At 68.1% G+C, this 14,822-nt stretch carries 12 protein-coding genes; 5 read left to right on the top strand and 7 right to left on the bottom strand.

Annotation, left to right across the window (positions count from 1 at the left end; all coding sequences use genetic code 11):
* Positions 1-161: 161 nt before the first annotated feature.
* The 3 genes from E1J61_RS01695 to waaA are packed head-to-tail and all read left to right on the top strand — an operon-like array spanning position 162 to position 3,932.
* Positions 162-1,547, top strand: coding sequence for a phosphomannomutase/phosphoglucomutase (locus E1J61_RS01695; RefSeq protein ID WP_133092452.1), 1,386 nt, complete (start codon positions 162-164; stop codon positions 1,545-1,547).
* On the top strand, positions 1,528-2,643 hold the full coding sequence (gene waaC / locus E1J61_RS01690; protein WP_133092451.1) for a lipopolysaccharide heptosyltransferase I: 1,116 nt from the start codon (positions 1,528-1,530) through the stop codon (positions 2,641-2,643). Before E1J61_RS01695 ends, waaC begins: the two co-directional genes overlap by 20 nt.
* On the top strand, positions 2,643-3,932 hold the full coding sequence (waaA, locus tag E1J61_RS01685; protein ID WP_133092450.1) for a lipid IV(A) 3-deoxy-D-manno-octulosonic acid transferase: 1,290 nt from the start codon (positions 2,643-2,645) through the stop codon (positions 3,930-3,932). Before waaC ends, waaA begins: the two co-directional genes overlap by 1 nt.
* An 8-nt stretch (positions 3,933-3,940) precedes the next feature.
* Here waaA and E1J61_RS01680 read toward each other — a convergent pair whose 3' ends face one another.
* Positions 3,941-4,984: a glycosyltransferase family 4 protein gene (locus tag E1J61_RS01680; protein WP_133092511.1), complete on the bottom strand. Its 1,044-nt coding sequence runs from the start codon at positions 4,982-4,984 to the stop codon at positions 3,941-3,943.
* A gap of 311 nt (positions 4,985-5,295) precedes the next feature.
* Here E1J61_RS01680 and E1J61_RS01675 point away from each other — a divergent pair, with 311 nt between their 5' ends.
* Positions 5,296-6,126 (top strand): META and DUF4377 domain-containing protein, encoded by an 831-nt coding sequence (locus E1J61_RS01675; protein ID WP_133092449.1) that lies wholly within the window; start codon positions 5,296-5,298, stop codon positions 6,124-6,126.
* A 116-nt stretch (positions 6,127-6,242) separates the two neighbouring features.
* On the opposite strand, the gene E1J61_RS01670 is transcribed toward E1J61_RS01675, so the two are convergent.
* From E1J61_RS01670 to E1J61_RS01645, 6 genes are all read right to left on the bottom strand, one after another.
* Positions 6,243-7,748 (bottom strand): TolC family outer membrane protein, encoded by a 1,506-nt coding sequence (locus E1J61_RS01670; RefSeq protein ID WP_133092448.1) that lies wholly within the window; start codon positions 7,746-7,748, stop codon positions 6,243-6,245.
* Between the two features lie 114 nt (positions 7,749-7,862).
* A complete protein-coding gene (locus tag E1J61_RS01665; RefSeq protein ID WP_063240539.1) occupies positions 7,863-8,186 on the bottom strand; it encodes a rhodanese-like domain-containing protein in 324 nt (107 codons plus the stop codon).
* A gap of 13 nt (positions 8,187-8,199) precedes the next feature.
* The gene (locus E1J61_RS01660; RefSeq protein ID WP_133092447.1) at positions 8,200-8,853 is read right to left on the bottom strand and encodes a protein-L-isoaspartate O-methyltransferase; all 654 of its coding nucleotides are present in this window, start codon (positions 8,851-8,853) and stop codon (positions 8,200-8,202) included.
* Positions 8,854-8,967: 114 nt separating this feature from the next.
* Positions 8,968-12,204, bottom strand: a complete 3,237-nt coding sequence (locus E1J61_RS01655) for an efflux RND transporter permease subunit (RefSeq protein ID WP_133092446.1) — start codon at positions 12,202-12,204, stop codon at positions 8,968-8,970.
* 36 nt (positions 12,205-12,240) lie between these two features.
* The gene (locus E1J61_RS01650; protein ID WP_133092445.1) at positions 12,241-13,371 is read right to left on the bottom strand and encodes an efflux RND transporter periplasmic adaptor subunit; all 1,131 of its coding nucleotides are present in this window, start codon (positions 13,369-13,371) and stop codon (positions 12,241-12,243) included.
* Positions 13,368-14,219: a TetR/AcrR family transcriptional regulator gene (locus tag E1J61_RS01645; RefSeq protein WP_133092444.1), complete on the bottom strand. Its 852-nt coding sequence runs from the start codon at positions 14,217-14,219 to the stop codon at positions 13,368-13,370. Before E1J61_RS01645 ends, E1J61_RS01650 begins: the two co-directional genes overlap by 4 nt.
* Positions 14,220-14,503: 284 nt before the next feature.
* Here E1J61_RS01645 and E1J61_RS01640 point away from each other — a divergent pair, with 284 nt between their 5' ends.
* Positions 14,504-14,809: a YkgJ family cysteine cluster protein gene (locus tag E1J61_RS01640; RefSeq protein WP_133092443.1), complete on the top strand. Its 306-nt coding sequence runs from the start codon at positions 14,504-14,506 to the stop codon at positions 14,807-14,809.
* Positions 14,810-14,822: the final 13 nt, after the last annotated feature.

Raw genomic sequence — 14,822 nt, 5'->3', positions numbered from 1 at the left:
GGTAGTATCGGCAATGGGCGTACTGCAACGAGCAAAGCAGCGGAGCGCATTATAAACCCCCCGAGAAGCCGGCCCTCGATTCCAAATCCGGCACAATAGCGGCTGTGTTGACTACTTGCGACCGCGACAGACCGTCGCGCTGTCGCGTATACGGAAAAAATATGGCAATCGACCCCTCCATCTTTAAGGCCTATGACATCCGCGGAATCGTAGGCAAGACCCTGACTCGTGAAGTGGCTCGGGATATTGGCCAATCCTTTGGTACGGCCGCCGCCGCCCAGGGCGAGAAAACCGTCGTAGTCGGCCGCGACGGCCGCCTCTCCGGCCCCGACCTCATCTCCGGCCTCGTAGAAGGCCTGCGCGCCGCCGGCCTGGACGTCCTCGACCTCGGCATGGTCGCCACTCCGATGGTCTACTTCGGTACCAACATCGAGCTCAATGGCGTCCGTTCCACCTCCGGCATCATGGTCACCGGCAGCCACAACCCCCCTGACTACAACGGCTTCAAGATGGTCCTCGCCGGACAGGCTATCTACGGCGAGCAGATCCAGGGCCTGCGCCAGCGCATCGAGGCGGGCGACTTCACCAGCGGCGCAGGTACCTACCAGAAAGTCGACGTGCGCCAAAAGTACCTCGACCGCATCATCAGCGACGTCAAGCTCGCCCGCCCGATGAAAATCGCCCTCGATGCCGGCAACGGCGTGGCCGGCGCCTTCGTTGGCGACCTGTTCCGCGGGCTGGGCTGCGAAGTGACCGAGCTGTTCTGCGACGTCGACGGCAACTTCCCGAACCACCACCCCGATCCGGCGCATATCGAGAACCTGCAGGACCTGATGAAGACCCTGCGCGAGACCGATTGCGAGCTCGGCCTGGCCTTCGACGGCGACGGCGACCGCCTGGGCGTGGTGACCAAGGACGGGCAGGTGATCTTCCCGGACCGCCAGCTGATGCTGTTTGCCGAGGAAATCCTGTCGCGCAATCCGGGTGCGCAGGTGATCTACGACGTGAAGTGCACCGGCAAGCTGGCCCCGTGGATCCGCGAGCACGGTGGCGAGCCGCTGATGTGGAAGACCGGCCATTCGCTGGTCAAGGCCAAGCTGAAGGAGACCGGCGCCCCGATCGCCGGCGAGATGAGCGGCCACGTGTTCTTCAAGGACCGCTGGTATGGCTTTGACGATGGCCTGTACACCGGCGCCCGGCTGCTGGAGATCCTGTCGGGCCACGCCGATCCGAGCGCGGTGCTGAACGCGCTGCCGAACGCCAACAACACGCCGGAGCTGCAGCTCAAGTGCGCCGAGGGCGAGCCGTTCACGCTGCTCGACAAGATCAAGGCGAACGCCACCTTTGAGGGAGCGCGCGAGGTGAACAAGATCGATGGCGTGCGCGTGGAATACGCCGATGGCTTCGGCCTGGCGCGTCCGTCGAACACCACGCCGGTGGTGGTGATGCGTTTCGAAGCGGACAACGACGCCGCGCTGGCGCGCATCCAGGCCGAGTTCAAGCGTGTGATCCTGGCCGAGAAACCGGATGCTCAACTCCCGTTCTGAGCGCACGGCGGTGCCGCGGGCATCGCCGGATGCCCCCACCGCAGCCGGCGCGGCGCAGCCCATGCCGGCCGCGGTGCCGTTCACGCTGCCAGAGCGGCCGCGCATCCTGCTGGTCAAGGTGTCGTCGCTGGGCGACGTGGTCCACAACATGCCGCTGGTGCACGACCTGCGCGCGCGCTGGCCTGGCGCCGAGATCGACTGGGTGGTGGAAGAGGGCTACGTCGAGCTGGTGCGCCTGTTGCCGGAGGTGCGGCGGGTGATCCCGTTTGCGCTGCGGCGCTGGCGCAAGCGTATCCTGCAGGGCGCGACCTGGCAGGAGATCGGTGCCGTGCGCGATGCCTTGCGCCGGGAGCGCTACGACGCCGTGATCGAAAGCCAGGGCCTGCTCAAGACCGCAGTGGTGGCGCGCGTGGCGACGCGTGCGCAGGGTGCGCCGATCATCGGGCTGGGTAATGCGACGCAGGGCTCGGGCTATGAGCCGGCGGCGCGCCTGTTGTACACGGACGCGGTACGCGTGCCGCGCCAGACCCATTCGGTGCAGCGCTCGCGCCTGCTGGGCGCGGCGCTGACGGGGATCGCGCCAGCTGAGCCGCCACGGTTTTTCGGGCCGGCGGCGCAGTCATTGCATGTTGACGACCCGCTATGGGCGGACTTGCCGGCGCGCTATGCCGTCTGCTTCCACGCGACGGCGGGAGCGCGCAAGAAATGGGCGGTGCAGAACTGGCACGCGCTGGGCAACCGCCTGGCCGCCGAAGGGCTGACCATGCTGCTGCCGTGGGGCAACGACAAGGAGCGCCAGGCCGCCGAAGAGATTGCCGCGGGCGTGCCGCAGGCCCGCGTGCTGCCGAAGTTCTCGGTGATGCAGGGCTTTGGCCTGATCAACCGGGCCGAAGTGGTGATCGGGGTCGATACGGGCCTGGTACACATCGCGGCGGCGCTGTGCCGGCCGACGGTGGAAATCTATACCGCGACGTGGCGCTGGAAGACGGAAGGGTATTGGTCCGACCGCATCGCCAACGTCGGCGACGACGGTGTGGTGCCGTCGGTCGATGAAGTCTACGAGGCTGCCTGCCGCGTGCGCGGGGTCGCTGCCTGATGCTGCGCCTGATCTATAGCTTGTTGTGGGTGGCGGTGCTGCCGCTGGCGCTGTTGCGGCTGGCATGGCGCGCGCGCAAGGAGCCCGGCTACCTGCACCATGTCGGCGAGCGGCTGGGCGTCTATGGCAGCCTGCCGAACCAGGGGCCATGGCTGTGGGTCCATGCCGTGTCCGTGGGCGAGACCCGTGCCGCGCAGCCGCTGATCGAGTCCTTGCTCGGCGCCTATCCGCACCATCGCCTGCTGCTGACGCACATGACGCCGACCGGCCGCCAGACCGGCGCGCAGCTGTTCGGCAACGAGCCGCGCATCCTGCAGTGCTACCTGCCGTACGACCTGCCATGGCTGGTGCGGCGGTTCTTGCGGTATTTCCGGCCCGAGGCGGGGATGCTGATGGAAACCGAGGTGTGGCCGAATGTGGTGCACGGCGCGCGCAAGGCGGGCGTGCCGTTGTACCTGGTCAACGCGCGCCTGTCGCCGCGCAGCTTCCGGCGCACGGCGCGTTTCGGGCGCGCGGCGTCGGCCATGTACCGGGACTTTGCCGGCGTGCTGGCGCAGACCGCCGGCGATGCCGAGCGCTTTCGCGCGCTGGGCGTGCCGGCGGTGCAGATCACGGGCAACCTCAAGTTCGACATGCAGCCGGCGCCGGCGGGGGTCGCGCTGGGCGAGCGGCTGCGCAAGGTCTTCAATGGCCGCAAGGTGCTGGCCGCCGCCAGCACCCGCGAAGGCGAGGAGCCGCTGTTGCTCGATGCTTTCTCGCGCTGGCAGGCGCTGGCCGGCGACGTGCCGCGCCCGTTGCTGCTGCTGATCCCGCGGCATCCGCAGCGCTTCGATGAAGTGGCGGCGATGGCGGCGCGCACGGGATTCTCGGTGGCGCGCCGCAGTGCGCTGGATCTCGATGCCGAGACGGCGCCCGTGGACGCGGATATCCTGCTGGGCGATTCGATGGGCGAGATGGCGATGTACTTCGCCGCATCGGACCTCGCCTTTATCGGCGGCAGCCTGTTGCCGCTGGGCGGGCAGAACCTGATCGAGGCGTGCGCGGTCGGCACGCCGGTGCTGATCGGCCCGCACACCTTCAACTTTGCGCAGGCGACCGAAGACGCCATTGCCGCGGGTGCATGCCTGCGCGTGGACAATGCGGATGAGCTGGTGCGCACCGCGGGCAGCGTGCTGGCGGACCGCGCGCGGCTGGCGGATATGCGGGCGCATGCGCAGACCTTTGCCGGGATGCATCGCGGTGCTACCGTGCGCACGCTGGCGGCGCTGGCACCAGCCCTGGAACACTAAGCGGCAGGTCAGGGCTCCGCAGGAGCCTTGACCAGTGCATCCCACTGCAGCGCGATCCGTTCGAGCGCAAAGCCGGCTGCCTTGCGACGCCCGGCGTCTGCGAGCCGGGTGGCGGTCGCCGGTTCGCCGATCACGGTCAGCAGCGCTTGCGCCAGCGCATCCGCATTGCCCGTCGCGACCACCAGTGCGTCTTGCCCGGGCGTCAGCAGTTCGCGTGGGCCGGTCTCGCAATCGGTCGAGACGATGGGCAGGCCAAACGCCATGGCTTCGATCAGCACCAGCCCGAAGCCTTCGTATCGCGAACTCAGGCAGAACACCGACGCGCGCCCGTACGCTTGCTCTGGATCGTGGCAGATGCCCGGCAGGCTGACGCTGTCCTGCAAACCTGATTCATCGATCAGCGCGGAGAGGGCAGGGCGCTCCTCGCCCTCGCCGTGAATCAGCAAATGCCATCCCGGCGCCTGCGCGGCGACTTGCTGCCAGGCATGCAGCAGCACATCGAACCCCTTGGCCGCAACCAGCCTGCCCATGGCGAGCACCGTTTTCTGCGTGCGCGGCGCAGGTTCGGGCGGCATCGGGAAAGGAAGGGGGTTTGGCAGGCAGACGATATCGCTGCGCGGCTGCAGCGCTTCGCGCCAGCGCTGGCGGTCGCGCTCCGTCAATACCACGACCTGCCGGCAGAACCGCGCGGCCAGCCGCCGCGCCAGCTTGCGGGCTGGCTTGCCGAGGTCCTCGTCGAAGTGGCAATGCTCCCAGGCGATATGGTGCAGGCCCAGGCCAGCGGTGGCGGGCAGCACGAACAGCGCGAGCATGGTGTCGACCTGCACCAGCACGTCGGTCCGGTGCGCGCGGCAATGGCGGCGGATGCCGGCCACGGTGGCAAGGTAAGCCCGCTTGAACGAAGGCCGCTGCGCAAACAGCGCTTCATGCCGGATACGCGGATCCAGCGCGAACTGGCTGGCCTGGTCCCACAGGCTCAGAATGGTCACGTTATGGCCGAGCGCGGCCAGCGCATTGGCGACTGTCGCCGTCATGCGCTCGGCGCCGGCCATGGCGTTCAGCGTGCCGGTCAGGAAGCAGATGTTGCGGCCGGAAGGCGAGGGATGCGTGGTGGTGGGCAAGGCGTTCTGGGCGATCCGAGGTGTTCTTAGGCACCCGGAGACACGAAAGGCCGCGACCGGCATCCGGCCGCGGCGAGACATGGGGCGCACGTTACACTAGACGGCAGCATTGTGCAGCCGGCAATGCTGAAACTTGCATGAATCCGCCACGCTCTAAGCCAGCATGAAGCGCGGACGCTGCCATGCGATCGTCAATCGCTTGCACAGCGGCGTTCCCGCCCAAGTTACAGGAGCTTACTGAGATGCAGACACCCCTTCGCGGCACCTGCCGGAGCATCGGCCTGCGCAGCGCGGCCATTGCGCTTGCCACCGCAGCCGCCACACTCGCTGCCTGCACCACCGCGCCGGCACCAGGGCTGCCCAGCGCCGGTGCCAATCTCAACCAGGCGCAGCCGTCCGGTCCCAGCCGCTGGGAACTGGTGCGCTGGCAGCAGGCCGACGGCACATTGCGCGACATCCCGCATGGCGACAACGGCGAGCCCATCATCTTCGAGTTCAGCGATGGCATCGATGCCGCGCAGGGCACGGTCAGCGGCACCAGCGGCTGCAACCGCTTTACTGGCAGCTATGGCAAGACCGACACCGGGGTGCGCTTTGACCGCGTGGCTGGCACGCGCATGGCTTGCCCGCCACCGCGCATGGAACTGGAGTCGGCGTTGCTCAAGGCGATGCAGGCATCGTTCACCACCGTCGGCACGCAGCCGTCGGCGGCCAGCACCGGGCGGCAGATTGTCTGGAAAACCGCCAGCGGCGACCTGCTGCAGTTTGCCGAGCGCGAAGGCGTGGGCAAGCGTGGCGCGAGCGCCGCGGCGGGCGGCGTGGAGAAGATCGTTTATATCGATTCGCAGCGCGTGGAATGTTCGGGCGTCGGCAAGATGATGTGCTATCGCTGGCGCGAGTCGCCGGACGCACCGTGGCAGCTCTGGTACGGGCCGATCGAGGGGCTGGATTTCGAGCAGGGGGTGGCGTACAAGCTGCGCGTGCGCGAATACCAGGTGCCCAACCCGCCGGCCGATGCGTCGTCGATACGGTGGCAGTTGCTGAAGGTGGAGTCGCGGACGCGGGCGCAATAGCTGCTGGTTTGCTCCCCTCTCCCGCGTGCGGGAGAGGGGAGCAAACCAGCGCATCTCCGGCATCACCAAGGAAAAAAGGGCCGCAGTTGCGGCCCGTTTGCATCGTGTCAGTGGGATCAGGAGCGCGGCGTCCCGCCATCGCGCCGCACACCGCGGCGATCCGCGGTGGCAGCCTTTGCCGCCGCCTTGCCGCCAGCCTGCCCCGGCACCGGCAGCTTGTACATCGACCCCGGCACCGAAGTCAGCAGCGTATTGATCTGCACCACATCCTCTTCCTGCAGCACGCCGGTCGACGCCTTCAGCCGCAAGCCGTTCATGATGGTGTCATAGCGCGCCTTGGCCAGGTCGCGCCGCGTGGAGAACAGCTGCGCCTCGGCGTTCAGCACATCGATATTGATGCGCACGCCGACCTCATAGCCGAGCTGGTTCGATTCCACCGCGCTCTGCGCCGAACGCTCCGCAGCCTCCAGCGCCTTGACCTGCGCCAGCCCGTTGGAGACGCCGGAGTAGGTCTGCCGCGCCGTCTGCGCCGCCGTGCGGCGCGCGAATTCGAGGTCGCTCGCGGCCTTGTCCGCCAGCGCGATGGTCTCGCGCACGCGCGACTGGATCTGGCCGCCGGAGAAGATCGGCATGGTCAGCTGCACGCCGATCTGCGACGCGTTGTAGTGGGTCGAGATGACCTGCGTGGCGCTGCCGGTCTGGTTGTTGAAGCCGTACGACGCCACCAGGTCGACCGAGGGCAGGTGCCCGGCCTTGGCCTTGTTGGTCTCGCGCTGCGCGGTTTCCAGGTTGTAGCCGGCCAGGTTGACCTGCGGGTTGCTGGTTTCGGCCTGCGCTGCCCAGGCGTTCACGTCCGGCGGTTGCGGTCCGGGAATCAACGCCTCGGAGCGCAGGCCCATCAGTTCGTCGACCGGCTTGCCGGTGATCTGCTGCAAGGTGGCGCGCCGGATTTCCAGGTCGTTTTGCGAGGCGATCTCGGTCGAGGTGGCCAGGTCGAAGCGCGCCTGCGCGTCGTTGGCGTCGACGATGGTGGCGGTGCCGACCTCGAAGTTGCGCTTGGCCTGTTCCAGCTGCTCGCCGATGGCCTTCTTCTGCGCGCGCGCCAGGTACAGGTTGTCCTGCGCGGCGAGCACGTCGAAGTAGGCCTGCGCGCTGCGCGTGATCAGGTCGAGCTCGGCCTGGTGGAAGGTCACTTCACCGGCCAGCGCGGCCAGTTCGCCCTGCTTGTAGGTTTCCCAGCGGTCCCAGCGGAACAGCGGCTGGCTCAGCTGCAACTGCCAGTTGTTGTTGTTGAAGAAACGCGTGCCCGAGGCGCTGGGCGAGCCGCCGATCGGCAGCGAGGCAGTCTGGTCGAGCTTGGTGCGGTTGGCGCCGGCGGTGCCGACGACCTGCGGCAGCAGTCCGGCGCGGCCTTGCGGCAGCCGCTCGCGCGTGGCGAGCAGTTGCGAGCGGGCGCTGGCGAACTGGGCGTCATTGGATTGCGCATCGCGATAGACCTGCAGCAGGTCGGCCGCGCCTGCCGGTGCCGCGGGCAGCATGGCAAGCAGCGGGGCGAGCAGGGTAGCCGCGATCGCCAGGCGTGTCCGGATCGCTCCGGGCAGGGCGTTGGGCGCAAACTTCATGACAGCTCCAGTTTGCCGGGCGCGGGGCCGCGGCCTGTGGTTGTTTCTTCTTCGGAATGCTGCTTGCGGCGCGAACGAAAGCGGCCGGCCCGCGCGGCCAGGCCGTGCCTCGCTTCAGTACTTCGGCATCGCCGGATCCACTTCGCTGGCCCAGGCGTCGACGCCGCCGGTCAGGTTGTAGACCCTGGCGTAGCCCTGGCGCTCCAGGAACGCCGCCACCTGCATGCTGCGCATGCCGTGGTGGCAGATGCAGACGATGTCTGCGTCCTCGTCCAGTTCGGCGGCGCGCGCCGGGATGTCGCGCATCGGGATATGGGTGATGCCGGGCATGGCGCAGGTCTGCACCTCCCAGCCTTCACGCACGTCCAGCAGGACCGGCCTGGCGCGGCTGGCATCGGCCAGCCACTGGGCCAGTTCGGTCGGCTTGATCACCTGCATGATTGGACTGTCCTCAGAACTGGAACTGCGACGGACGGGCCGCGCCCTGCAGGGGCTTGACCGCGGTCTCGAACAGGTTGACGACCTGGTACTCGGTTTCGGACACGCGCGTGATCAGGCGCGCTTCCATCACCGGCAGTTCGCCCACGATGGCGGCGATGCGGCCGCCCACCTTGACCTGCGACAGGATCGACTGCGGCAGAGCCGGCAGCGAGCCGGAGATGCAGATCACATCGTACGGCGCCGCGGCGGCCCAGCCGTCGGCGGCATTGCCTTCGGCGACGTCGACATTGGTGACGCCGGCGTTGGCCAGGTTGGTGCGGGCCAGCTCGACCAGCTCGGGCACGATGTCCACGGTCAGCACGTGGCGCGCGCGGTTGGCCAGCAGGGCGGCCATGTAGCCGGAGCCCGCGCCGATTTCCAGCACGTTTTCATGCTTGCGCACGGCCAGGTCCTGCAGGATGCGGGCTTCGACCCGCGGCGGCAGCATGTTCTGCCCGGCGGGCAGCGGAATCTCCATGTCGACGAACGCCAGCGAGGCGTACGCGGCCGGGACGAACTGCTCCCGCTTGACCACCGCCAGCAGGTCCAGGATTTCCTGGTCCAGCACGTCCCACGGGCGGATTTGCTGTTCGATCATGTTGAATCGGGCTTTTTCGAGATCCATCTTGCCATTCCTTACCAAGGCCAACCGCTGTCGTTCTGTGCGCCGGCCGCGCGGTGCCCACGGCCGGACAGTCTTGTCTAACCCGCTATTTTAACCTTGCGGGCGCCGTCGGGTTCATTCCGCGCTGGCCTCCGTGGGCCCCGGCAATTCCTGCGTGGCCGGACGGGCGGGTGCGGCCGCGGCGGGGCTTGGTGACGGCGCGGCCGCCTTGCCTTGCCACAGCCGGCGCAACCACGCCCCGAAATCGTCAAGATACGTATAGATCACAGGCACCACCACCAGCGTCAGGATCGACGAGGTAATGATCCCGCCGATCACCGTCTGGCCCATCGGCGCGCGCTGCTCGGCGCCTTCGCCCAGGCTGAAGGCCAGCGGCACCATGCCGAAGATCATCGCCAGCGTGGTCATCAGGATCGGGCGCAGGCGCACGCGCGCCGCTTCCACCAGCGCGGCCTCGCGCGACAACGGCTGGCGGCCGTCGGCGCCATCGACGTGGCCCTGCCGCGCCTGGTTTGCAAAGTCCACCAGCAGGATCGCATTCTTGGTCACCAGCCCCATCAGCATGATGAAGCCGATGATCGAGAACATATTCAGCGTCGAGCGGAACAGCAGCAGTGCCGCGAACACGCCCACCAGCGTCAGCGGCAGCGAGGTCATGATCGCGATCGGCTGGAAGAAGCTGGCGAACTGCGACGCCAGGATCATGTAGATGAAGATCACCGCCAGCGCCAGCGCCGACACGGCGTAGCCGAAGGACTCGTTCATCGACTTGGTCGAGCCGCCGAAACGGTACTTGTAGCCCGCCGGCCAGTTCATGCCGTCCAGCGTGGCCTTGACGTCGCGCGCCACCTCGCCGGCCGAGCGGCCGGCGACGTTGGCGGTCAGCTCGACCTCGCGGTTCAGGTCGCGCCGGCTGATCTGGTTGGCGCCGGTGGTCGGCACCAGCTCGGCGATCTGGCGCAGCGGCACCATCTTCGGCGAGCCGTCGGCGTTGGCCTGGCTGCTGGCGATCATGAGCGCGCTCAGGTCGGCCATGCCGGTGCGGGCGTCCCGGGGCAGGCGCACGCGCACGTCGTAGTTCTCGTCATCGGGGGCGCGCCACGAGCTGATGGCATCGCCCGCCAGCAGCGGGCGCAGGGCGTTGCCGATCTGCGCCACGCCCACGCCCAGGTCCGAGGCCAGCTCGCGGCGGATGCGGATCTCGATGGTGGGACGGTCGTCCTTCATGCTCGAATCCAGGTCGGCCAGGCCGGGGATCGCCCGCATGCGCTTGCTGGCCTCCTGCGACAGCCGGCGCAGCTCGTTGAGGTCGTCGCCCTGGATCGAAACCTGGATCGCCTTCTGGCCACCGGCGCCGTCGGGCATGCCGACCATGGTCAGCGTGATGCCCGCAATGCCGGCCAGCCGCTCGCGGATCAGCGGGTTGAGCTGCGCGGTCGAGAGCTTGCGTGCGCGCCGCTCGGTCAGGCGCACCGAGACCAGCGCGTTGTTGCGGCCCGAGGCGTTGCCCGAGTTGATGGTGGCGTAGGTGTAGGCGACTTCCGGGAAGGATTTCAGCGCGGTTTCCACCTGCCGCACCTTGGCCTCGGTGATTTCGATTGACGTGCCCACCGGCGTGGTGAACCCGACCTGCGTCTCGCCCAGGTCCGCGTTGGGCACGAATTCCGTGCCGATCAGCGGCACCAGCGCAAAGCTGCCGAAGAACGTCACCGCCGCGATGATCGCGGTCGCCATCCGGTGCTTCAGCGCCCAGCCCAGCATCGCGGCATAGCCGTCGCCAAGCCGGTCCATGCGCGCCGAGAACCAGTCCAGCATCCGGCCGATGGTGCGTCCGTACCAGCTCTTCTTGTTGCCGGTGCCGTGCAGGTCGGGATCGTGCCAGACCGACGACAGCATCGGGTCCAGCGTGAACGAGACGAACATCGAGATCAGCACGGCAGCCACCACCGTAATGCCGAACTGGTGGAAGAAGCGCCCGATGATCCCGCCCATGAAGCCCACCGGCAGGAACACCGCCACGATCGAGAAGGTGGTGGCCAGCACCGCCAGCCCGATCTCGTTGGTGCCGTCCAGCGCCGCGCTGCGGTGGTCCTTGCCCATCAGGTTGTGGCGCACGATGTTCTCGCGCACCACGATGGCATCGTCGATCAGCAGGCCCACGCACAGCGACAGCGCCATCAGCGTGATCACGTTGAGCGTGAAGCCGCACATGTACATCACGCCGAAAGTGCCGATCAGCGCGATCGGCAGCGTCAGGCCGGTGATGACCGTGCTGCGCCACGAGCCGAGGAACAGGAACACGATCGCCACCGTCAGGAACGCGCCTTCCAGCAGCGTGGAGCGCACCTCCTTCACGCTGCTGCGGATGCCGCGCGCGGTGTCGTTGACCACGTTGAGCTGCACGCCGGCAGGCACCAGCTTGCGCACCTCATCGGTCATGCGCACCAGGCCGTCGACGGTATCGACGGTGTTCTGGCCCTGCGCCTTCACCACCGACAGGAAGAGGGCGCGCTTGCCATCGAGCAGCGCCAGGCTTTCCTGTTCTTCCTGCCCGTCGCGCACGTCGGCGATCTCGCCCAGCGTGACCGGCTGGCCGGCGCGGCGCGCCACGATGATCTTGCGGAAGGCGTCGGGCGTGGGCACGCGGCCCTTGATCTGCACCACGGTCTCGGTGGACGAGGACCGCAACTCGCCCGCGGGCAGCTCCTGGTTCTCGTTGCGGATCGCGTTCATTACCTGGTCGACGCCGATACCCAGCGCTTCCAGCTGCGCGGGACGGATGCGGATCTCGACCTCGCGCTTGGTGCCGCCGACGAGATTGATCGCACCCACGCCGCGCACCGTTTCCAGCCGCTTGCGTACGATCTGGTCTGCGATGGTGGTCAGCTCGCGCTGGCTGCGGTTGGCGCCCGGGGCATTGGACACCGACAGGTAGAAGATCGGCGCGTCGGACGGGTCGTAGCGCAGCACGCGCGGATCCTTGACCTCGTCGCGGAACTGCGGCCGGATCAGCGCGATCTTGTCGCGCACATCCTGCGCGGCCTGGCCGACATCGACGCTGAGGTCGAACTTGATGACGACGACCGAGGTGCCCTGGTACGAGTGCGAGAAGATCTCGTCGATGCCGGAGATGGTGTTGACGATCTCCTCGACCTTGCGCGTGACGTCGGATTCCACCGATTCCGGCGCGGCGCCCGGGTATTCGGTCTGTACCACCACCACCGGGAAGGTGATATCGGGGAACTGGTCGACCGGCAGGCGCTGGTAGGAGAACAGCCCGACCACGATGAAGGCCATCATCATCATGGTGGCCAGCACCGGGTTGCGGATGGACAGGCGAGTGAACCACATGGGGCGCGTTCCGGTTCGTGGCTAAGCGTCAGGCCTTCACGCTTTCACGTCTTTCACGTCTTTCACGCGCCGCACCTGGCTGCCGCTGCGCAGCGTGCCGAGGTTGGTGCGCACGATCTCGGTGCCGGCCTCGAGACCGGAGACGATCTCCACCATCCCGCTGCCTTCGTCGCGCACGCCCAGCTGCACCGGGCGCTCGGCCAGCACGTCCTTGTCGATGGCATAGACGAAGGCACGCTCGCCTTCCATGCGCACGGCCGAGGCCGGCACCGCCACCACGCCGGACCGCTGCCCCAGCACCAGCGCGCCGCGCGCGAACATGCCGGCGCGCAGCTTCGCGTCGGCATTTTCCACACGCACATAGACCATGATGCTGCGGGTGCCCTGCATGACGGCCGGGTTGATCCGCACCAGCTTGCCGGTAAAGCGCCCGGCGCCTTCCACGTCGAGCTCGACCGCCTGGCCGGCGCTGGCGCGCGCCACGTCGGCCATCGGCACCGGCGCCTCCAGTTCCAGCACGCGCAGGTCGACCACGTCGACCAGGCGCGTATCCGGCGACACCTTCTCGCCCGGCTGCACCGCGCGCGCGGCGACCATGCCGTCGAGCGGGGCCTTGACCACGGTGTCGGCCAGCGCCTTCTGCGCCACCGCCAGGCCGCCCTGGGCGGCATCGAGATTGGCGCGGGCCACGTCGAGGTCGGACTGGAACTTGTCGAACGCGGTCTTCGAGATAAAGCCCTTGCCGACCAGCTCGCGGTTGCGCTCCCAGGTCTGGCGCGAGTTCTGGAACTGGCCCTGCATGGCCAGCATCTGCCCGCGCGCCTGCGCCACCCTGGCCTCGTACTCGGTCGGGTCGATGCGCGCGATCACCTGTCCGGCGCGTACCGGCTCGCCTTCGCGCACCAGCACCTGCTGCACCTCGCCCGAGACCTTGGCCTTGACCGATGCCTGGTTCAGCGCGCGCAGGCTGCCCGACAGCGGCAGCGACACCTGCAGGTCCTGGCGGCCCACGTTGAAGAGGTCGGCCTGCAGGAACTCCACCACGTTCGCGGCGGCCTGTACTGGCGCTTGCGGCTGGCGCGCGCTGCCGGCCTTGCGCACGGCGGCCACGGCGCTCAGCACCACGATGACGCAGGCTACGGCGATGAGCAGGGTCTTTCGTTTCATGTCGGCTTTCGCGGGCGCGTGCCCGGGTCGTTGGCGGCATCGCCGTCCGCACTGCCGTCAGCACCGTCAGCACCGCCGTCCGCATCCCCGCCGCCTTGCGCCAGCATCTCGTCGCGGATGCGCTCCCACACGTAGGGGCCTTGCTGCGGCGGCAGCGGGCGCTCGCGCGCCTCGCCGGTAGTCAGGCCGAACAGCAGCGTCTCGAGCAGATGGTCGAGGAAGACCTCGGGGTCGATGTCCTTTTCGGAGGTGGCGCGCATGGCGCGCTGCCACAGCATCAGGAACACCAGCGGGGCGCAGATCACCGTGGTGGTGGGGTTGGCCGGCACCGGGCGGAACTCGCCGCGCGCCACGCCGCGCGCCAGCACTTTGGCGAACAGTTCGTCGCCCGGCCTCATCACCTCTTCGTTGTAGAAGCGGGCGATGTCGGGAAAGTTGGCCGACTCGGCCATGATCAGCTTGGTGATCCCTGCCACCGGCGTGGCGCCGATCAGCCCCCACCAGCCGCGCAGCAGTTCGCGCAGCAGTTCCGGGGTGCTGCCCTCGTAGCGGTCGACCAGCTCGGTGCCGCGCGACAGGGCCGGGACCAGGTTCTCACGCACCACGGATTTGAACAGTTCTTCCTTGTTGGCGAAGTACAGGTAGACCGTGCCCTTGGACACACCCGCGGCCGCCGCCACGTCTTCCAGGCGCGTGGCCGCGTAGCCACGCTCCACGAACAGGTCGAGCGCCGCCGCGACCAGCTCCTGCGGGCGCGCGGCCTTGCGCCGGCTCCAGCGCGGCGCATCGGCATCCTTGTGCGGTTCGACGGGTGTTTTCACGGGTGTCTTGCGAGGACTGCGGGGCACGGTGGGGTGGGGCGGGATGTTAATAACTTGTGGGTCAGTAATGTAGAGTAGCGCCATGTGAGGGTCAAGCGCGGCCGGGGCGGGCTAGGGTACGCACCGAGGCTAATCCGAGACATGTGATGCCGGGGGCGCGCATGGCGGCCCTTACGGAGCCAGCCGGTTCGATCGCGCACGCGGCGTTTTCCTTTTCTTACAGGAGGATGGCGGCGCTTCGGGCACAATGGCGCCTTGATGTCAGCCGCCTGGCTTGCCATGCCCTGCCACGGCCTCCCTGAACCATTGCGATGAGTTGCCGGTCACACCTTTCCTGCCGCGCTGGCTGCGGCGCCTGTTGCATTGCCCCGTCGATTGCCTCGGCCCTGCCGGGCATGCCCCAGGGCAAGCCAGCGGGCGTGCCGTGCGCGCAGTTGCTGCCCGACATGCGCTGCGCGGTGTTCGGCCGCCCTGACCGGCCGGCGTTCTGCGCCGGCCTGAAGCCCTCGGCGGAAATGTGCGGCGACTCGCGCGAAGCCGCGCTGCGCTGGCTGACCCGACTCGAAATCCTGACCGCGCCACAGGCCACGCCTGCAAGGCCCGGCTCGCGCGGGTGACGCCTGCCATAGT

Origin of the sequence: Cupriavidus sp. L7L, from assembly GCF_004353535.1 — a bacterium.
GTDB lineage: Bacteria > Pseudomonadota > Gammaproteobacteria > Burkholderiales > Burkholderiaceae > Cupriavidus > Cupriavidus oxalaticus_A.
Note: the sequence above shows the minus strand (reverse complement) of the source record. Positions and strands in the feature narration are given on the sequence as shown.

Bases quoted from the DNA above. Each gene is read 5' to 3' on its own strand.
- E1J61_RS01650 (WP_133092445.1), bottom strand. From the start codon at position 13,371: ATGAAACGAAAGACCCTGCTCATCGCCGTAGCCTGCGTCATCGTGGTG.
- E1J61_RS01665 (WP_063240539.1), bottom strand. From the start codon at position 8,186: ATGCAGGTGATCAAGCCGACCGAACTGGCCCAGTGGCTGGCCGATGCC.
- E1J61_RS01640 (WP_133092443.1), top strand. From the start codon at position 14,504: ATGAGTTGCCGGTCACACCTTTCCTGCCGCGCTGGCTGCGGCGCCTGT.
- waaC (WP_133092451.1), top strand. From the start codon at position 1,528: ATGCTCAACTCCCGTTCTGAGCGCACGGCGGTGCCGCGGGCATCGCCG.
- E1J61_RS01695 (WP_133092452.1), top strand. From the start codon at position 162: ATGGCAATCGACCCCTCCATCTTTAAGGCCTATGACATCCGCGGAATC.
- waaA (WP_133092450.1), top strand. From the start codon at position 2,643: ATGCTGCGCCTGATCTATAGCTTGTTGTGGGTGGCGGTGCTGCCGCTG.
- E1J61_RS01655 (WP_133092446.1), bottom strand. From the start codon at position 12,204: ATGTGGTTCACTCGCCTGTCCATCCGCAACCCGGTGCTGGCCACCATG.
- E1J61_RS01670 (WP_133092448.1), bottom strand. From the start codon at position 7,748: ATGAAGTTTGCGCCCAACGCCCTGCCCGGAGCGATCCGGACACGCCTG.
- E1J61_RS01680 (WP_133092511.1), bottom strand. From the start codon at position 4,984: ATGGCCGGCGCCGAGCGCATGACGGCGACAGTCGCCAATGCGCTGGCC.
- E1J61_RS01660 (WP_133092447.1), bottom strand. From the start codon at position 8,853: ATGGATCTCGAAAAAGCCCGATTCAACATGATCGAACAGCAAATCCGC.
- E1J61_RS01675 (WP_133092449.1), top strand. From the start codon at position 5,296: ATGCAGACACCCCTTCGCGGCACCTGCCGGAGCATCGGCCTGCGCAGC.